Source organism: Paenibacillus sp. Y5S-9 (assembly GCF_036894235.1).
Lineage (GTDB): Bacteria > Bacillota > Bacilli > Paenibacillales > Paenibacillaceae > Paenibacillus.
Genome location: NZ_CP145887.1, coordinates 1,493,198 through 1,513,668, shown reverse-complemented (window position 1 = coordinate 1,513,668; position 20,471 = coordinate 1,493,198). Strand labels below are relative to the sequence as shown.

Genomic DNA, 20,471 nt, shown 5'->3' with positions numbered 1-20,471 from the left:
GAGGAGCACTTGCCTATAATGGTAAGTGCTCCTTTTCTTATTTCTCGCCCCATGTGTCACTTCCCCATGTTATCACTCGACCAAAGAATGGAACTCCCGTTTTAGTTTGATTTTAATACCCACTTCGCAATATCATCGATAATGGCTTTGGAGACATTAGATGGCTCAGCGTACTCTTGACCGATTGAAAGTCCATCATAGCTGGATAACAGATGATTTACCTTTGGATAGCTATTGTACGTTACATTGGAATGACCTTGAAGAGACGATTTCCAGGTTTGGAATTGATTCATAGACACTTGCACATCGTTTTCGCCTTGTATAACAAGCATAGGTGTATTTTGTGTTTTAGCCAGTTCCGCAGGTACATAATCTCTCTGCTCAAACCACCAATAAGCAGGTTGAAGTGGAAACGCCTCAGGAAGATGATCTACAGAATATTTTGGATCTTTAACCATCGCAGCCACATTTTTATAAAAATCAGCTTGCCCTTGAATGACATCCGTGTCTAAACCAAGCTGCTTCATCCGCTCTACCAATTCGTCCTGCTGCTCGGTAAGCACATCCACAAAGCTACTACTCGGTGCAGCAAGCAGAATACTTCCTGCAATATCATGTTGTTTATCCTCAGCAATAATTAACGGCATTGCAAACCCGCCTTGACTATGTCCAGCTACAAAAATCGCTGTAGAATCAATATGTGCATTCTTTTTAAGCAATTCCACTGCATCGTTTACCTGATCTACGCTCTCTTGTTTTAATGTGAATTTAGGCTGTGAAGCCACCTTATAGGTATGCTCATACGTGACCTTATCGTATCTTAATACAGCAACTCCTTGTGAAGCCAAACCTACCGCAAGATCGCGAAACGGCTTTGCACCACCAATGGCAGCATCTTGATTGCTAGGCCCGGATCCGTGTACCAGAACGACAACCGGGAAAGGTCCCTCTCCCTTGGGCAAAGTTAATGTCCCTGGCAAAGCTAAATCACCCTGACCAACCGTAATGTCTTGTTCTGTATAGGCAGATGGGTCGTCGTAGCTTGGTTTTTGATACACATCTGGCGTAGCGGCAGCAATATGCAAATCATCCACAAGTCCGTTATGATTCATTCTGACCGTAATATTTATACGAGTCAGCTCTGTTTTGAACGTATAGGTGACATTGCGATGCACTGTGTTATTTTCTACGTGTTTAGCTATGGCTTCACTTGTAATTTTGCCATTTTGTCCTTCTAAAGCTCCCCACAGCTGACTCAACAACGTGGGTGACAACACGCCACTCACAGAGGTATGAACATACTTGGCAGCCTCCTTGCCATCGCCCTCACTAATAAGGGAAATGAATATATCCTCAGGTTCTGCCTTCAACGTCTCGGAAAGAAATGTCCCATCCATATAGGTAACTCCTTTCGTTAACTGAACAGGACTGTCTAAGGATATGGCTTGCCCATTCACCATCGCCTGTTTCTCTCCTACCTTAACTACAATCGTAAGCTCACTTTTTCGTATTGTGATTTCTCCTGTCTTTTGTTGCCAAGATACCTCTGCCCCATTCTTTTCTGCAATCTCACGAATAGGAACAAGATTTTCACTACCAGCGGATTTTTCAGCAGCTTCTGAGATGGATGTTACCGGAAGGATGAGACCTACGAAAGTAAGAGAAAGTAATAGCTTTTTCCAATTGTTCATTGTAATAACTCCTCCTAATAATTAATTTCATCTATTATATGCATAGCATTATGAGCCTTTATTGGCTTAGGACTATGCTTATAACAACAATAGCAATGATGAATAACAGCAGGACCCAAGATAGTGGACGAGCGAAGTTAATCGTCCAGCCTATTCCATAACGCTTTTCTATGGTTAAAGAAGGATCGTTGGCATTGAAGTAAATAAACCCAAGCTTCCAATAATCATCGTCATTCACAGGCTGTTCTTTGGATCGTTCGCGATCTTCCTGATGATTCCGAATTTTCCCACCGCCTTGTCTGCCTGTGAGAGACAGCCATACAACACCTAACACGATCACCACAGGAGTGATGAAGCTAATAGCTGTTAACAAGACCAGATTAGGGACGAACATATTGATCTGAATGAAGGCAAATAAAATGGTAAGAAGTAAGCCTGTTACAAGCGTAAATAGGGACCATTTACGGCGGAATTGAATATTTTCAGCAGCAAATTGGCCCGGATTAGACGTAGTAAGCTGTTGTTTGCTTGATTTAATACTCCAGTTAACCAACATCATAAGTGCAATGATTCCTAGCTGTACAAGATTAATAGCCAGTACCGAGAGGTAGGTTTTAGGCACACTGGAAGTGACATGACCCTGAAGATCATATTTTATTGGAATGACGTTAGGGAGTGCCTTATAATTCAGGATCGAAATGATCGCAACGGCTGCAATAATAGCAATGTGAATGAGAAACCAATAGTTGGAATAGGTGAGTTTATTTTGGCGGAAGGTGGTATCGATTTTAACTCTTTGAGGTGCTTCTACAGTTGTAAGTGATCCTTTTATCTTTTTCATCTTGAAATGAAATAATATGTGTAGTGCTGCCCAGTACACAATAAATATCATTGTGCTAACACCGGTAATCATTGCGGTAGAATCTTCATTAGCAGATCGGAGAAAATACAGACAGACAAGTATAATCATCCCGTTTCCGATCAGACTTACTGTAGCAAACGTACTTCTTAGCTTACGTAAGATGGGTGTGTAGTAATTATATTGACTTACCGTAACCCCAAAGCTAATGGTTTCCCTTGTCACATATGGTGTAAAGGATAGAAGTAAGGCTAATGGAGCAAAGATTAAAATGATAGGTAATATACTAAATAGTTGCATACATAACACACTCCCTTGATTCGTTATTCTCTGTTGTGACCCATCTTCACATCATCATACATTTGGTCTAACACCGCAGATAGTTCCTCTTTGGTCATTCCGCGACAGATCGCTTCGGCAATAATCGGTCTTAATTCGCTTTGCTGCTTTTTCAAAAAATCATCCGTTAAACCAGGCATTCCATCAGGGTTCACTACAACTCCCTTTTGTCTATGAACCAGGATGTATCCATCTTGCTTGAGTAATGTATAAGCCTTGTTGACGGTGTGAAGGTTAACACCGATATCTGCGGCCAAATTCCGAACTGAAGGTAACGCCTCACCTAGCTGTAACTCACCACTAGCAATGCCTTCAATAATTTGATAAACAAGTTGCGAATAGATAGGAAGTTCGGATTGCATATCCAGTTGAATAATCAAGAGTTCACCTTCTTTTTGTTATCTGTTATATATCAAGTATAACAGGTATAACATAAGTGAGCAATATGTATGAGAAAAAAGCCGCATAACAATGGCGAGGGCAAACTTACCTGACCCTTCACCATTGATATGCGGCTTATCCTGTTGAGCTTATCGATGTGATTCAAGAACAAACATTAGTAGTTACACATGATAGCGTTGTATTTCAAATTCCATTTAAGTTTCAGTCTTATCTTCGACAATCCGATAATGGATTTTGCGAACTATAATTTTCAGAATCATATATAGGGGAATCACGATGATCATACCCAAGATATTTCCCAGGTCAGCACCCACGAGCAAAAGGATAACGGTAGTCAGTGGATGAATATCGAGCTGTTTGCCATAGACATAAGGTGAGATCAGGTTATCCTGAATTTGCTGTGCGATTACAATGATGACCAGTGACCAGATCGCCATCGAAGGTGATTCGATAAACGCAACAATGACAACCGGAATAGCTGCCAGCAAAGCACCCACATAAGGGATGAAGTTCAGAATAATCGATACAACAGTCAGCAGCAATGCGTAAGGCAAACCTAAGATGAGAAAACCGATGTACATCAGAATCCCCAGGGCTACATTAACAATAACCCGGCCAACAATATAGTTGCTTAGTGCTTCATCAATCTCATGGACGGTTTCTTCCCCATCCTTTCGATAATGCCTTGGCAACAATAAGGTCAGATTCGTTCCAAACTTGCTGCCTTCCTTGAGCATGTAATACAACATGATCGGGAACGTTGCCAGAATAATAACCAGATTGGATACCACGGAGAATAACCCGGAGACATAATTGGTTACCTGAGTGATCCCTTGGCTCAGAACATCGGATAATCGTGAGAATAGATTGGAATCATCAGGCAGGTATCTGGATACAACATTGCTCTTTTCAAGTGCATTCAACTGATCGCTGAGTGAAGTAACCAACGCTGGAGCATTCTCCACGAAATTCATCAATTGTTCACGCAGGGAAGGCCATACAAGCACACTAAAACCTGCAAGTATTAATGCAATTACGACATAAATAATCAGAACTGACAATGCACGTTTGATCTTATGCCTTTCCATATAATCGACGAGCGGACGCAACAGATAATAGAAGAAACCGGCAATCAGCAGCGGAATGATGATGATGTGAATCAGTGAGGTCAGGGGGCTGAAAATAAAGTTCACTTTTTCCCCCAGATACACGATGAGCAGCAGCAGAATAATCGCTGTGCATATGCGGTAGAACTTGTTATTTATCAAGAAACGTGATCCCTCCATGCGCTGCTCTGCCAAAGTGACTGCGGCGTTCATATGTATATCTAGTCATTTACTTATGATACTAAGTACCCTTAAATGACAGTCATGCCACAGGCGATGTTGAATATACCCTTTTTTCTTTCCAAAACAGCATTGGAGCAAAAAAAAAAGCAGGCGTTAGCCTGCCACATCTCTTTTGCTGAATACAACCCAGGAAATCACCATGAAAATAACGTAATACACCGCCAGAACTGCAATAGAGAATCCCAGTGTCATTCCTGCACTTGGACCACCCATTAACGCAAAATCCGCCCCGGAGGTCATGTATTTGCTAAGATCCATGTTGTTGAATAGAACATACTTGGCCCATTCATAACGGACCGGATTGAATATGAGTGAGAAGATACTCTGTGAGAACATAATGAACAGGGATAATCCAATCGCAAGTGCACCTGAACGAAATACGGAGGACACCATAAAGGCAATCGCAAGCGTAATGAACAGATCAACGTACAAATATCCCCATAACGTCAGAGCATTCGTAGCCGGACTACTGCTTCCTCCCGGCGCATCATGCGAGAAAAGGATATAAGACGTTAGCATGGCCATCACGATGACCAGCAATGTACTGACAATACTGAAGCCAATGACGGTTAGATATTTGGAAGCGAGAACTTTGCTTCGTGACCATGGACGGATCAGCAATAGCTTAATGGTTCCCCACGTAAATTCGCCCGCAACCGATTCCGCTGCAATCACGACACAGAAGATCGTGTTCAGGAAAAACGTAATCTGGATGGTCGTTACAGCCGCTTCCCAGTACAACACTTCATTGGACCCCATGCCTTCTCGCAGTAACACTGGCATTAATAGCGAGATCAGCGCCAGAATCGATAACATGATCCAGGTACGGGGACGACGGAAAATTTTCATATTCTCATTCAATATCAGATTACCAAAACTACCCAATGCCTCCACCCCCAGTGACTTGCAAGAATTGTTCTTCCAGGGTGTGAGTCACGTTACGAATACCGTATACCTGAAACCCTTCGCTAACCAGCTTGGCATTGATATCCGGAATCTGCTCACGAGACACCCGCATCACCAGGACATTGCCCTGTACGACAGCACCCTGAATCAGATCCGCAGCACGATCTGCATCATTCAGCTCAAAAGCAACTTCGATTAATGCATCCGAACCGGCTTCAGCCCGAAGGTTTCTTACATCGATTAACTTGCCATTCTGGATGATGGCCACCGTATCACACATCAGCTCCATCTCTGACAACAAATGACTGGATACAAAGACTGTAATACCTTCCTCTTGGGTAAGCTGACGCAAATAATCTCTCAGTTCCCGTATACCCTGTGGGTCCAGACCATTAGTCGGCTCATCCAGTACAAGCAGCTTCGGTTTATGTAATATCGCTTGCGCGACACCCAGACGCTGGCGCATGCCCAGTGAATAGGTTTTGACCTTATCGTGAATACGGGCCGTAAGCCCCACACGCTCAATCGTCTCAGCAATACGTTCCTTCGTAACTCCCGGCGACATGCGGGCAAAGTGAACGAGATTCTGGTACCCGGTCAGAAACTTGTACATTTCCGGATTTTCCACAATAGCTCCTACCTGGGCTACCGCCTTCTCAAATTCATTCTTCACACTGTGTCCCGAGATGAAAATATCACCTTTACTGATGGACATCAGTCCAACCATCATCCGAATCGTTGTTGTTTTCCCCGCGCCATTAGGTCCTAAAAAACCAAAAACCTGCCCCGGAGAAATATCCAGAGTCAGGTCGCTGACCAATGATCGGGAGGATATGATTTTGCTGACGCCCTGAATCCGGACGACCGGCTCCTGCTGCATTCAATCCCCTCCTTCATGGACGAGCATATACTTCATGCCCGTTTCTCATATGCACATAGTGTATCATAATCTTTAGTATATTGTCCCGCAAACTGGGATTTCCCCTGACGTTTCGCTTCAACTACACACGCTTCACAGCATCCAAGCGGCATTTCACTCCGGTAGAATCCGGTGCGAAATACGTGATTGCCTCCATTGCCCTCTTCCTTCATTTCGACAGAGCTTCTAGCGACCGACACAATCATCCCACAACTGACACAGTAAAAGCGGCCCGTTTCGATCAATGATATTCCTTCCCCTCACAAGGAGCTTAGAAGTCCTTGTTATTTGTCGTTAGACGCTGAAAATTGATACATTTTGTATCTATCTCGTAATTTACTTGACACCGGGACTATTGTCAAGGCTTTACAGGCATAAAAACAAGAAAAACACAAAAAAAGCTCCATAAATGCGACAAAAGTCTCGCATTTACAGAGCTTCATGTAAGGTAAATGATACAATTCGGTGCAACGTATGGGTTAATATTATTTCCTGATCAGTCACTATTGTCGACCTGCGAGGTATCCTCATTTTTCTGATTTGGATAATACCAGAGTAATGTCCACACATCGCCATCCTCTACAAGATAACAGGTCTGCACAATATCGAATTGGCCAAAGGTACCTGTGTACTTCTGGGTGACCCGGATTCTGTAGGCTTCAGAAAATGGCTTAACGCCATCGATCACGGTTACATCAAACTCGCGCTCCGGCTTTTCCATCTCCAGCTCAAACGTTTCCACGCCAAAGTGCTGCATAAATATATGTGCTCTGTTCTGTACGTAAGCACTCTTGGGAAACCGCTCTTTCATCAGGGGATGAAAGAGTTCCCATGAACTGCCGAAGTCACCCGTCTGCTCATATTTGTAAAACTCTTCGGCAACAGCAGCAGCTTCATCCGATGTATCTGCCTGAAACAGATACGGAATGGTTCTGGCAATCAACCACAGCAATAATACAATGATCGCGATGAACCCGATCTTTTTGAGCAAAGCATTCCGGTTCCTTCTTCGCAGCATGTCCAGTCCTCCTTGTCCTACTCCATACTTATGATGGATGGCAGACAAGTAGAAGTTGAACGATACATCTAATTTCCTGGGAAATCACTCACTGTGAATGGAAGTACGCTTTCCCTTTCTGATCCTTCGTATAATGGACTGAAGTCCTGCATATATGGCAATCCCACAGCAGCCGCCGAGCAAGTCTACTCCAACATCACGTATCGAGCTTGTCCGGTCCGGGCTGAACTGCTGAATATACTCATCAATGGAGGCTATAACAAACACCACAGCCAGAGCAGAAACGATACTGGTCACAAGGGCTGTTCTTCTGTACCGCAGCCCGCCGTACACAAGCACGGCGAGCACAGCGTATACAAATAAGTGCGCACTCTTGCGAAAGATGAACTCTGCAAAATCATACGGCCTCTGCTTCAGCGAATACTCATACTCCCCGTAAGTGAATTGCACATCAGGAAGCGTAAAACCGATGTGCAATTTTTGAGACCATTTATGAAGCCAAGGCTGAATGTCTTGCTGTTGAGAGGATTGTGTGGACATGGACCAGATAACCAGAATCCAGATCACAATCAGCAGCAGAGCAATGAGAAATCCGTACGTTCTTCGTACATGCTTTTGTCTCGTGCGCCCGGAGCCCTCCTCCATCATTTTGATCTTCACCACTTTCATATCTCTCTTGTTATTCTATTGATCCAACGTACATACCTCTGCCATTTGTACCTACATATACCTGACCATAGATTTGACGATCTGCCGCCATAATTTGCGGTTCATTGCCCAGCCCGATTCCATTACCTAAAGGACCTATATTGTTCCAGGTTACCCCCATATCATCTGAACGGAAGAATCCATTCACGTTATTTACGGTGCCATATACATAAACAGCTGGAACCAATCTGCCGGGCTGAGCTTTACCAAAGGCAAATAATTTGGAGTTTTGTACGCCTTGGATTTTGGAAAATGTAGTTCCTGAGTTCGTGGATGCAAATAATCCATCGGTTCCCAGACTCACCCATACATTATTTGCCACACCAGGTGCAGCCTCGACTTTAATGAAGCTCGTATTAATATCCGTATTAATAGGAAGGCGAACCGTATTGGCTTTGGACCAGTTGGCACCAGCATCCGTTGAGCGATACATATAACCAGCAGCATACATATAAAATTTATATCCATTGATGCGATCGGCAGCCAGTGGATGATTATAGGCGAAGACCATATTTCCCCCGATAGCCTGAAAAGGGGCACCATTCATATTTTGCCATGTTGCGCCACGATTCGTGCTTCTGACCGGATTACCTGTCTGGGGGTAATAAACAATTACATTTGGATTAATGGCTGAATAGGCCACCCGCCCCAGTGTAGAACCTGCTGGAACGTTTACCGGCGTTACCGTAACTCCGTTATTGGAAGAAACAAATAAACGTGTGGTCGTACCATACCAGTCACTGCTTCCCAGAAATATCATGTAGTTCGGATTTGCCTCATGATAGTCAATACTCACAATTTCTCGCATACCTGCGAGCGGGATTTTATTAAGAGGAACATCGTTTACATTTTCATGTCTAAATCCGACTTGATCCGTTAAACCACTAAAGAATGAAACACCCTGAGGTGGTGTGGATGCAGTGAGTGCGACGACTTCTTCATGACCATCGGTAATGGCTTCCCAAGTACTCGCAGTACTACCGGTCAATCCATTGGTACCATTGATATTTTCCGTCTTGTACACGCCAAACCAGTCTGTAGCGTATACCGTGCCCGGGTTATGTGGGTCAAACTTGATACTGGATGTCGCTGAGAAAAACATGTTGGGTGTCCACCATGACGGTTTGGATACCAGCGTTTTGCTCACTGTTGTCCAACTCTGTCCGCCATTAACGGAACGATACAGTGGCAGATTATCTCCGCCTGTTCGAACGGCTGCCAGGATGTGATTATCATTATTGGGATCAATCGTGATTCCATAATAAGATGAGTAACTGGGGCTCGGTGTTATATTCGTCCACTGCACACCATTGAACTTGTAGACGCCCTGATTATCCGTGGTCACATACAACGTCCCGTTCTTCGCCACAGTCATACGTGCAGGATATTCGGGACTTCTTCCGGTAAGTTGCCAGGTGGTCTGCCCATTGCTTCTTGGTGCTTTGCTATACACACCAATGCCGCGAACCCCCGCATACACAACTTGACCTTGCTTCGTGACGGGATTCAATCCATAAGCTACACTTCGTATTCCCTCACCGGACAGCCCGCTAGGTACATCCCATACCTTGCTCCATGTTGCTGCCCCGTCACTGGAAGTGTACAATCCATCATATCGTGTACCAACATGCAGGTAATTGGAGTTCGTGGGATTGACGGCGATGCTCTCTCCCATGGCGCGATGGATATTTCCATTCGATTCATTCCGAAGATTAAGTCCGGTTCGAATCCAGGTTTCTCCCCGGTCTGTAGATTTCAGAATATCGCTCGGCCCCACATTCCCGTACTTCCCAGCAGCGATATACACGATATTAGGGTTTTGCTGATCCAGTGCAATCCCATCCACACCGTACAGATTGCTGTCCTCATCTCCGAAATGATCCAGTAGCGGGACCCAATCTCCTGAGGCTGCATCCAACCGATAGGCTCCTCCAACGTCAGTTCGAGCGTAAACCAGATCAGGCTCAGTCGGATGAATAACCACACCTGTAACGTACCCCCCACCACCAATAGGTATATTCTTCCATTGATAGTTTTGAGCTGATTGAACAACGTTTGTACTTGCAGGTATCATGAGCATATACATTAGGAGCACAATCAGAGATAATTTCAATAGCCTGGAGATACGCATCTGGTTCACCGCCCTATCCGATCATTTTAAATGTTCTTCAATCATCTGATGTATTCTGTCTCGCTCTGACTGTTCCACGATATAGTAATACACTCCGTCTATTTTCTTGCCCGTGCCTTTGATCTCAACAGACTCGATATGATTCAGCACCGGGCGGTAATTGGAGAACATCTGCTTCATTTCATCAAAGGTAACGTCAGTTCTCACGTGAGCACTCACTTCATCCAGCAACGTCTCCAGTTGCAACACGTTGGATACCTGAACCGTATTCTTCAGCACTTGTTTGATAATCTCCCGCTGACGGTCATTCCGCCCGAGATCCCCCTTCGGATCATCATAACGCATTCGCGAAAATCCCAAAGCTGCTGCACCATCCAGATGAATATTTCCTTGCTCGAACCGATAACCTTCATAGTCAAATGCAAACGGGTTATTCACATCCACCCCACCCACCATGTCGATGACCTGTGCAAAGCCCTCCATATTCACTTTCATGTAGTAATGTATGGGAACATCAAGCAATTGTTCCACCGTTTGCACAGACATGTTAACGCCCCCAAAAGCATAGGCATGGTTGATCTTATCCTCCGTGCCGTGACCAACAATATTCGTTCTGGTATCTCGGGGGATGTTAAACATAAGTGCGGATTGTTTCGCAGGATTAATACTTAATACAATCATGGTGTCGGAGCGCCCCCGATCATTGGAACGTTCATCCACACCCAGGATCAAAGCATTAAAAGGTTCTTCATTCTCCATGTCCACAGGGAAATCTCCCCCACCCCGCTGGTCAACAATAGATACCTGCTTGATGGGTTCCCGGGGTTCATACATTTGATCCGCCGCAGATTTAACATGCAGATACAGATACACCGAATATCCAATCATGACAACTGCAACAAGGGAAAGGGCACCTAATGTTATTTTGATCCCGCGTCTCATGTTATGGCCTCCGTTAGATGACTGCCGTTTTTCTTCCATCGATATTGGTTAGACCTGGACGACCAACGGAGTAGTATTGGAAGGACGTATCTTTAATCTGATCTGCTCCGTAGATGTTTCTTCCATCAATCAGGATGGGTTGATTCATATGCGCTGCCAAATCAGTCAGATTAACCTCCATGAACTCTTTCCATTCCGTCAGAACGCAGAGTGCATCAGCACCTTCCGCCGCGTTCATGGCACGATCCTCCCACGTAATGGATGGGGAATCCACCTCTTTGCGGAAGTTCTCGGTAGCGATGGGGTCATATGCCCGAATCACTGCTCCCTGCTCAAGCAAACGCTGAATGATCTCAATCGCCGGAGCATCACGAACGTCATCGGTATCCGGTTTGAAAGCAAGCCCCCAGATGGCAATCTCCTTCCCTTCGAGTGAGCCTAGTGCATCTTCCAGTTTACGAATGACGTTGAAGCGTTGATCTTTGTTCACTTCCACCACGGACTTCAGCAGTTTGAAGTCATAATCCACATTACCTGCAATTTGTATCAGAGCCTGTGTATCCTTAGGGAAACAGGAACCTCCGTAACCAATGCCTGCCTTGAGAAAGGAGGCACCGATTCGTCTGTCATAGCCCATGCCTTCGGCAACGCGGCTGACATCTGCTCCTACTTTTTCACAGATGTTAGAGATTTCGTTGATAAATGAGATCTTGGTTGCCAGAAAAGCGTTGGATGCATATTTAATCATTTCGGCCGAGCGAATATCCGTAACAATAATCTGATCGGTTAATGGCTGATGCAGCTCTTTCAACGTGGCGACTGCCCGCTCACTATGTGTCCCAATGACTATCCGGTCAGGATAGAGCGTATCCTGGACAGCAGTACCTTCTCGCAGGAACTCCGGTACCGATGCCATGTCGAATGGATGATTCGTCAGACTGCTGATCCATTCCTGAATACGATCGTTGGTTCCGACAGGAACAGTGCTTTTAGTCATTATTATTTTATAATTATCCATATAAGAACCTATTTCTCGCGCGACAAGCTCAATAAAGCTCAGATTTGCTTCGCCATTAGGCAGGGATGGCGTACCCACCGCGATAATGATGATATCCGAACGACTGATGGCATCCTGAATGTTGGTGGTGAAGGACAGCCTTCCTGCTTTCATATTGGCATTCATGATATCCTTCAGACCCGGTTCATAGATCGGAACATGACCGTCCATTAACATATTCACTTTTTCCACATTGTTGTCGACACAGATCACGTTATTTCCCAGTTCCGAAAAACATACGCCCGATACCAAACCCACATACCCTGTGCCAATCACCGTAATATTCATTCCATAATCTCCCCCATGTCCTAATGTGTTGGTTACGCGTGCTTCACATATGTCTGAACAATGTCCTGCCATTCGGTAGACACTCTAACGATATCTTCCTCAATCAGCTGACTGCCGATCTGTACTTCGATGATCTCCAGTTCCGTAACGGCTCTGACAGAATGAAGCATACTCCGGTCAATGATCACCGTATCTCCTTGCCCGATCATTCGGCTCTGCCCATCCAGAATCAATTCCCCTGTTCCCGATACAACCGTCCATACCTCATTGCGAAGCAAATGGTATTGATAACTCAGGTTTTTCCCGGCACTGATGCAGATTCGTTTGGTGAGAACCTCGCCGCCAGCTTCGTTTCTTGTGTAATCCAGAACCCTGTAGCACCCCCACCTACGCTCCTCATACATGGGGCGTTGATCCTCATTCTTCAAGATTTCCTTGATACGTGGGCTGGCTTCTTTGTCACTGACCAGAATGCCATCCGGACTCACGGCGACCACCACATCCGACAATCCCAATATGGCAACCGGAATGTTCAATTCATTGACCAGGTGCGTATTCAGGGAATCTCCCGTAATCCACCCTTTTCCTACTACTGAGCTTCCCATCTCTTCCGTGAGTGTGTTCCACGTGCCTAGGTCTTTCCAGAAGCCGTTATACGGAATAGCGATAATCTGATTCGCCTTCTCGACAACCTGGTAATCAAAACTGATCTTGTTCAATCTTCCGTATTGCTTCAGCATTTCGTCATACTGGATCGGCAGCTCCATCTCAATGAGCAGATTAATCAAATAACCCAGCTTAAAAGCAAAAACCCCGCAATTCCATAATGCGGCCTGCTCCATCATAAGGACCGCATCGGATTCGCAGGGTTTCTCCTGGAACTTCGCTACATTCACGTATTCATTGTTATTTTCACTGGAAGATAGGGATTGCGGAATGATGTATCCGTATTTCTCTGACGGGTATGTCGGCACAACTCCCATCAAGGCCAGATCAGCACCAGACTTATCAAGCATCTCCGGTAAGGTTGCCAGCACTTCGAAGAATTCTTTTTCAACAAAGGGATCTACCGGCAACACTGCAATCGTCTCATTCAGACTCACACTCTCTACGGAATACAGATAGGAGGCTGCCAGCGCAATCGCAGGAAACGTATCTCTGCGCTCAGGCTCCACAACCAGTCTCACATCGTCTCCCAGCTGAGAAGTCAGAATCTCAACCTGTGGCAAACTGGTTGCGATAAGCGCCTTTGATGCAAGTCCGGCATGATTCAGCTGTCGCCATACCCGCTGTACCATGGATTCCGGATTCCCCTCAGGCCCATGAAGAACTTTAAGAAATTGCTTGGATCTGGAATCGTTGGATAACGGCCAGAGACGCTTGCCAGAACCGCCGGATAACAGAATACTTCTCATAGCGCTGCACCATCCGACAGCACAACCGTACTCGCTCCCTTGCTGGTCTCGGTTGGCTTGTTATATGTGCTGGTCTGATTGGATTCCAGTCTGCCTGCCGGATTGCTCTTGGTCCAAGCTGCATAATAATTCGAGTTCTTGCCGTATGAATTATCCAGCAGGATGTTCGGTTGATCCAGGAGACAGGCCAGAATATGTCCATGCAGACGGGATGTCGTGATGGTCTGGTATTGATTGAATTCCTTAATGGCCGTATGTACCATCCGATCAGAGTATTTGTACCACAACCAGCGGGCAAAAGAGCTGCCTTTCCCTGACTTCAACCGGGATGTAATCATGCGAATGATCTTCCGGTCTACCCGGTTGTACAATGTCTCCCAGTCTTTAAACGTAGCCTTGGGTCCACTGACGGATTCGTAATGCACCTGATTCTGAGTCTTCTCAATGTCTTTACGGAAGAAATACAACATCTCTGCCGTAGGCTTGCTCTTGGACTTCAAAGGCCACAACTGATGCGCCATATCGGGAGAGAGATACACATTGGTTTGTTGAAATTCTTTACTGGCTATCTCATAAGATAAGGTGTCCCGGACAAAAAAGTGTACATCCTTATGACGATTGAATACTTGGGCTGTCTTTTTCAATTCAATATCACTCTTGTAAAACATCGTCTGTGGCAGAATGACAATCCGGTGATTGGGATGCTGAGCAATCATTCGTTCTCTCAATTTCTGATGGGCAGGGTACAGATCACCAAAGTTACCTCCCCCGTGCAACACAATCGTGATACCTTCCGGTACCTTGAGGGACAAAGGGCAATCCAGAATGCTGTATCTGGCACGTACATGAATATCATTGTCTCGGAAGAAAGCCTCAGTACCTTTCATAATCAACAAGTCGCCACCATTGCTATGCACCGGGTAATCCAAATAATAGATTTCGGTACGCGGTGGAATGACCTTCAAAATCTGACGTAAATGTCCCTTCAACTCTTCCATTGGATGAATATTGTTAGTGCCCAGCATCTCCATCTCCTCCTTGGGTGACTCTTCTTCTTTTTTTGTTTAACCGTTCATAGAGAAACGGTATATCTTCCTTGTCATAGAACATGGCGGCAAACTTCACCTTAAATACAATCTTCATCGCAGCCACAGTAACCACCATTCGTACAATGGACCCGATCAATAAGGCAATTGCAATGCCGTTGAGCCCCCACAGCGGGGTGAATACAAAGAACAAAGCCACCGTCACCGAGAGTGCAATGAGCTGTCTGATCATCACAAGCCCTGGCCGACCAAGTGCATTAAATGCGGATGCCAGAATCCAGGAGCCACCACCAATGATGCATTCCACAGCCAAAATATAAAACGCTACGCTTGCTTCCAAAAATTCGGAGCCAAACAGAAGACCCATCAGGTAGTTCCCCACAAACATGGTGGGTATTACTATGATCATCATGACCATGAGCGAGATGCGGAAGGCTCTGCCAACCGTTCGAATAATCTGCTCTTGGGGCAATCCGGTCACTTTTGGAAAAACAACATTGCTAATCGCCGTCTGAACGGCATTGTAGATTCGGGATAACGCAAATACGACGGAATACAGTCCAAAATCACGCGGGGTGAGCAACGCCAAAATAATGATTTTATCAAACTGGGTATACAGCGTTCCTAACAATTCAACACCATACACCTTGCTGCCATAACCAAAAAGCTTCTTGGCTGAACTCTGGTCCACCCGATCCTTGAACCATCTCAGTCTCAATTCATTACGGTTGGCATAGATAGCCCACGCCACCACGGAGAAGCTGGTTACAAAATAGATCGCAGCCGCGAGCTGAATGCTCAGCATGCCCAGGCCCCATAACACAAAAAGCCCGCCTACATTAAACAGGGGGATCATTAACCGGATACCATTATATACAGCGAATTTCTCCCGACTCTGCGAGAGCGCTGATATGAGATTGATGACAATAAGTACAGGAACGGTAGCAATCGTATACCATCTGGATATCTGCACGACCTCCGGCGGAAAGCTGGAGAGCCAGAAAGGTAATCCAAACCAGGCCACAACACCAATGATGATGCACACCGGAACTTGAAAAAGAAAGCTTAACCGAACATACTGTGCACTCTTCTCGGTTGCGCTCTGTTTGATGTTATAAATAATAGAAGTTGGTAGTCCAAATCCGACCAATCCGGTTAAGAGCGCAGGCCAGAATAGAATGGCCGAAAACGCACCCTTTCCCTCTACCCCGAACATGCGTGACGTCAAAATGGAAGACAACATCGTCAGTGTCATGACCAGCAGATTGGTTCCACTTGTCTGGAATATGGCACTCATTAAGCCGTTTCCTCTGAATACTTTGCGAAGTGCAACTTGCGCCATAGCGATCCTCATCCCTTACTGTTTTGACGAAGCGACCCAACGATCATGCCGTTTCGGTAACATACTTTGGCAAGCTGACGTGTGAACCGATCTGCATTATAAATGTAGATCAGAGAGGTTGTGATCCCCTGGGCAAGCTTGATGCCATGTTTGGCTGTACGCACAACACCACGATCCTGATCCCGAATAGCATCACTCACACCCTGCCAATAGATTCGGCGCAGAAACCAGTTCTTCGTTGTTCGCTCTTTGGCTACTTTATGTTGTACCGCACCATACGGCGTGTAATAAACCTTGAACTTTGTCCGTATTCTTGCAATTAACTCACTCTCTTCACTAGAGAGAAGATTATTTCCCACTCTTCCAAGGTCCTCACGGAAGGGAGCCAGTTGATCAAAGACGGATAAGCGAAAAGCCACATTTGCACCAAATGGAATATAAGGACTTTTCATTTCAGTGACTTCATCTGCAAAATCCAGAATGGTGAACAGCGACCTGTTCTCCGGTGGAATCCACATTGGCTCAGGTACTTCCCAGATCGGGTCAATCTTGCCTCCGACACAACCGATGTTTTCATTCATCTCAAACACGCTAACGATCTGGCGAATCCAATCCCTGCAAGCAAAGGCATCATCGTCAAGGAACAGGATATACTCGCCGCGCGCCTCGTGAATGGCCCGGTTACGGGCTACAGACAAGCCTTGCTTTTCTTCCAACACATACCGGATCGAATGGTTCTCATGCTGCAAGATGGTTTGAAGCACGATTTCCCGTGTGTTGTCTTTCGAATTGTTATCAATGAGTATGATCTCATAGTCGCTGCTTGCGTAATTCTGTTGTATTGCACTTCGTATGGCCTCTACCGCATCATGTGCACGGTTATACGTACAGATCGCGACGGTTACCTTCATCATTTCATCCCCATATTTTTCAATTAGGTCCACCCATTCTTCTGCACTAACTGGAGTACAGGGTAAGTGTCCTTTGGGCAATCACTGGCCAATCCAGCCGCTCCAACGCTTTGACAAAACCACTGCCTTCCTGAAACTCCGATTGTTTTAATCGGATCATATTCATCGCTTTAAGCAATCCATCCGGATCAGAAGGTTCGTAGAGGACCGCACAATCTTCGGGCAGGTATTCCTCCAACAAGCCAATCCGTGGTGCCACCACAGGTTTACAGAAGGTCAATGCCAGAATTGCACTGCCTGAAGTCGCAATTTGCTTGTATGGAAGAATGATCGAATCGACTGCATCAAAATAATCCGAATATTCATCATCTTCGATGAAATGAAAATGGGTATGAATATGTCCACTCTTGAGAAATTCATCTCCAAGGTCATAATCCTTTACCTTTTTACCGGCAATCAACAGATGGGCTTGTTCGGAATCCAGATCCTTGAATGCCTCCAGCAAATCATCCACGCCCTTATACGGCGACACCTGACCGAAGAACGCATACACATAACTATCCTCCGGGATGCCAAACCGGGAGCGGATATTCACGCCTTTCCCCTGATACACTCCCTTGTAATGTCCATGCGGAATAACCTCGATCCGGCTGGAGTCAATCCCAAACGTCGAACAGATCTCAGAGATCAGGGGTTTACCCATGACAATCAGCTTGGAGCAATTTTGGACCAGTATTTTTCTCATCCAATAATCAAACCGCGTCTTGCCGCTGTTGTGAGGCCAGATGTTATGCACCGTCCAGAACAATTTGGCCCCACGCAAGCGCGCAAAACAAATCATCAATACATACAGAATGGACTTGATCACTGTTGTCAGCAGTGAAGAACCTTTGTAATAGAAGCTGGGCCAATGAAAATGCAGCACATCATTTTTTTTCAGTTTGAGTAGATCTCTTTTGGTAAACTGTTTCACTTCCCATCCTTTGTTCTCAATGGAATCGGATAACAGCTCATTGAATTTATTGTTCTCAATCATCTTGGGCAGCATATACACCGTCGGATTTTCCATCCAGGCACCTCTTACTTTAGTTTCATTCGCACAGGTTCCTCTGTATACGTTCCAACTGCGCGCCTTGCATGAAATCTCATTAGAAATCCTTGCAGCATAATTTTGGTGTTACGCTTGAGCAGTACCCAATCTTTCCACCAGGGATACAGCGACAGTGCTTTTTTCAAATAAACGTTATTGCGAAGCGTATTTCTCGACCATTCCAGCATTCGATAATGGTGTAACTGACGGCGCTTCTGTTCCTTGGACATGTCATTGTAGTATTTCAAAATAATCTTGCGTTGGCCCTTGTACTTGGCCGTTGTAGAGGTTGAAATTCGTGGTCCACTGTGGATGTTGATATCCACCAGCGGTTCTTTCACATTCACGGCGATGTAGCCTCGTTTCAATATGCGCAGATAAAAGTCATAATCCTGAGCGGATGTCAGATTTTCATCGAATCGAACTTCACGGGCCAGTGAGGTAAGTACCATGATTTTGGACGTTTCCCCGATCCAGTTGAATGTAAGCAGATCCTCATACCGAATAACATCGCGAGGTTCCACCGACAATTTCCGTTTGACCACCTGATGCTGCTCATTCGTGTATGCGAGATACTTGCTGCAAAAGGTGAATGATTCCTGTGTACGCTCCAGCACTTCCGCCTGGTTTTTTATTTTGTCAGGCATCCATTCATCATCATCATCCAGGAAGGCAATGTACTTGCCATTGGCTTGGGATATCCCTACATTCCGTGCATGGTTGGCTCCTTTGGGATATGGAACCCGGATGTACCGAATCCGTGAATCTTCCCGGGTCCACGCCTGACAGATTTCTGGCGTCTGATCTTCTGAACCATCATCCACAATGAAAATCTCCAGATACGGATGTGTTTGCTCCCGTACACTTCTCAACGCATTTTTCAATAACTCGGCCCGGTTATGGGTCGTAATGATGCAAGATACCAAGGGGTTCATTTCATCACCTTTTCCTGTTCACTAGGATACCTTCACTTGAAGTGCATCATATATTCCTGACAATCTGCCCACGAGAAGATTCATATCGAACTTATCCGATATAATCGCTCTGTTATGTGAACCCATTCTTGCTCTAACCTCTTCATCCATGATGAGATATTCCAGCGCTGATGTCAGCCCGTGCACATCTCCCGGCTCGATTAACAGCCCATTATGACCGGATGTAATCACTTCGGGGATGCCTCCGACGGTGGTCGATATAATGGGCAAGCCACAATTCATTGCTTCAAGTATGGCCATAGGTAATCCCTCATGATAAGAAGGCAGGACCAGTAGATCCGCTTCCCGCATCAGCTTTTCCTTTTGCTCTCCGTTAATCCAGCCGAGTACATTGACACGATCCTCTATTCCATACTGCTGCACGATTGCTTTGACTTCTTCGACTTCACCATCCCCTGCCAGATTAAAGGTGGCAGTAACGCCCAGCGCCTTCAATTGCTGAATGGACTGAAGCAGATCGTAGACTCCTTTTCGCTCACCCAGTCTGCCCATGAAGAGAGCATTAACGGCTGCCTGTTGTTCTCTCGCAAACGGTTCTTTGACAAAGACCCCGTTATAAAGAACCTCAATCGCTGTCTCCGGCACAATCGTAGCAAAGTATTCTTTCCACGTCTGGGACAAGACAATCAACTTGTCTGCCTGATTCAGAATGTAGTGACAATACTTGCGCTGCAGAGCAAATTGATTGTAGAAATCATCAAAGCTGGCCGCATGAATATGCAGAATGACTGACTTTCGAAACAACTTTCGTGCCGTTAGCAGAAATAGAGACTTCCGATAAAAGCTCCCGTTGTTCGCCATATGAATATGCACGATATCCGGCTTAAACGTGTACAGCTTCATCCAGAATTGAATGAATCCCCGTATAAAAATAAGCAGTCGTGAGAACACGCTGCCCGTGATATACGTTTCGACCCGCTGCATGGCGTACATTTCCGAGATGGAGGAATCCTCAATGTTTTTGATGACACTCACAATTCCGCCCATATCCTTCAAGGATGATCCAACAACCAATACTTTTGGTTTCATGATAGACTCCTTTTTTCATCGTTAATCTTCAGAC

The 20,471-nt window shown here is 45.5% G+C and carries 19 protein-coding genes; all 19 read right to left on the bottom strand.

What is annotated here, in order from left to right:
* Positions 1 to 101: 101 nt before the first annotated feature.
* Entirely contained in the window at positions 102 to 1,691 is a 1,590-nt protein-coding gene (locus V6669_RS06615) for an alpha/beta fold hydrolase (RefSeq protein ID WP_338591995.1), read from the bottom strand.
* 58 nt (positions 1,692 to 1,749) lie between these two features.
* Positions 1,750 to 2,850 (bottom strand): DUF5808 domain-containing protein, encoded by a 1,101-nt coding sequence (locus tag V6669_RS06610; RefSeq protein ID WP_338591993.1) that lies wholly within the window; start codon positions 2,848 to 2,850, stop codon positions 1,750 to 1,752.
* A 23-nt stretch (positions 2,851 to 2,873) separates the two neighbouring features.
* Positions 2,874 to 3,269 (bottom strand): GntR family transcriptional regulator, encoded by a 396-nt coding sequence (locus V6669_RS06605; RefSeq protein ID WP_264931832.1) that lies wholly within the window; start codon positions 3,267 to 3,269, stop codon positions 2,874 to 2,876.
* Between the two features lie 216 nt (positions 3,270 to 3,485).
* Positions 3,486 to 4,559, bottom strand: coding sequence for an AI-2E family transporter (locus tag V6669_RS06600; RefSeq protein ID WP_081745953.1), 1,074 nt, complete (start codon positions 4,557 to 4,559; stop codon positions 3,486 to 3,488).
* Between the two features lie 174 nt (positions 4,560 to 4,733).
* Positions 4,734 to 5,525, bottom strand: a complete 792-nt coding sequence (locus V6669_RS06595; RefSeq protein ID WP_338591987.1) for a DUF2705 family protein — start codon at positions 5,523 to 5,525, stop codon at positions 4,734 to 4,736.
* Complete coding sequence (locus tag V6669_RS06590; protein ID WP_047841976.1) at positions 5,518 to 6,426, bottom strand: ABC transporter ATP-binding protein; 909 nt, start codon at positions 6,424 to 6,426, stop codon at positions 5,518 to 5,520. Before V6669_RS06590 ends, V6669_RS06595 begins: the two co-directional genes overlap by 8 nt.
* A 32-nt stretch (positions 6,427 to 6,458) precedes the next feature.
* Positions 6,459 to 6,710, bottom strand: a complete 252-nt coding sequence (locus tag V6669_RS06585) for a hypothetical protein (protein WP_143023589.1) — start codon at positions 6,708 to 6,710, stop codon at positions 6,459 to 6,461.
* A gap of 251 nt (positions 6,711 to 6,961) precedes the next feature.
* On the bottom strand, positions 6,962 to 7,483 hold the full coding sequence (locus tag V6669_RS06580; RefSeq protein WP_338591981.1) for a hypothetical protein: 522 nt from the start codon (positions 7,481 to 7,483) through the stop codon (positions 6,962 to 6,964).
* Between the two features lie 84 nt (positions 7,484 to 7,567).
* On the bottom strand, positions 7,568 to 8,146 hold the full coding sequence (locus V6669_RS06575; RefSeq protein WP_338591978.1) for a VanZ family protein: 579 nt from the start codon (positions 8,144 to 8,146) through the stop codon (positions 7,568 to 7,570).
* A gap of 16 nt (positions 8,147 to 8,162) precedes the next feature.
* Complete coding sequence (locus tag V6669_RS06570) at positions 8,163 to 10,322, bottom strand: hypothetical protein (RefSeq protein ID WP_338591975.1); 2,160 nt, start codon at positions 10,320 to 10,322, stop codon at positions 8,163 to 8,165.
* A gap of 21 nt (positions 10,323 to 10,343) precedes the next feature.
* Positions 10,344 to 11,264, bottom strand: a complete 921-nt coding sequence (locus tag V6669_RS06565) for an LCP family protein (RefSeq protein WP_338591972.1) — start codon at positions 11,262 to 11,264, stop codon at positions 10,344 to 10,346.
* A 13-nt stretch (positions 11,265 to 11,277) separates the two neighbouring features.
* On the bottom strand, positions 11,278 to 12,609 hold the full coding sequence (locus V6669_RS06560; protein WP_338591969.1) for a UDP-glucose/GDP-mannose dehydrogenase family protein: 1,332 nt from the start codon (positions 12,607 to 12,609) through the stop codon (positions 11,278 to 11,280).
* Between the two features lie 32 nt (positions 12,610 to 12,641).
* On the bottom strand, positions 12,642 to 14,024 hold the full coding sequence (locus V6669_RS06555; protein ID WP_133386719.1) for a sugar phosphate nucleotidyltransferase: 1,383 nt from the start codon (positions 14,022 to 14,024) through the stop codon (positions 12,642 to 12,644).
* Positions 14,021 to 15,049, bottom strand: a complete 1,029-nt coding sequence (locus V6669_RS06550) for a polysaccharide pyruvyl transferase family protein (RefSeq protein ID WP_338591965.1) — start codon at positions 15,047 to 15,049, stop codon at positions 14,021 to 14,023. Before V6669_RS06550 ends, V6669_RS06555 begins: the two co-directional genes overlap by 4 nt.
* Complete coding sequence (locus V6669_RS06545; protein ID WP_338591963.1) at positions 15,036 to 16,412, bottom strand: oligosaccharide flippase family protein; 1,377 nt, start codon at positions 16,410 to 16,412, stop codon at positions 15,036 to 15,038. Before V6669_RS06545 ends, V6669_RS06550 begins: the two co-directional genes overlap by 14 nt.
* An 8-nt stretch (positions 16,413 to 16,420) precedes the next feature.
* Positions 16,421 to 17,326, bottom strand: a complete 906-nt coding sequence (locus V6669_RS06540; protein ID WP_307539070.1) for a glycosyltransferase — start codon at positions 17,324 to 17,326, stop codon at positions 16,421 to 16,423.
* Between the two features lie 43 nt (positions 17,327 to 17,369).
* A complete protein-coding gene (locus V6669_RS06535) occupies positions 17,370 to 18,392 on the bottom strand; it encodes a glycosyltransferase (protein WP_338591956.1) in 1,023 nt (340 codons plus the stop codon).
* A gap of 11 nt (positions 18,393 to 18,403) precedes the next feature.
* Positions 18,404 to 19,348, bottom strand: a complete 945-nt coding sequence (locus V6669_RS06530; protein ID WP_338591954.1) for a glycosyltransferase family 2 protein — start codon at positions 19,346 to 19,348, stop codon at positions 18,404 to 18,406.
* Positions 19,349 to 19,369: 21 nt separating this feature from the next.
* On the bottom strand, positions 19,370 to 20,437 hold the full coding sequence (locus tag V6669_RS06525; RefSeq protein ID WP_338591952.1) for a glycosyltransferase family 4 protein: 1,068 nt from the start codon (positions 20,435 to 20,437) through the stop codon (positions 19,370 to 19,372).
* Between the last annotated feature and the right edge of the window lie 34 nt (positions 20,438 to 20,471).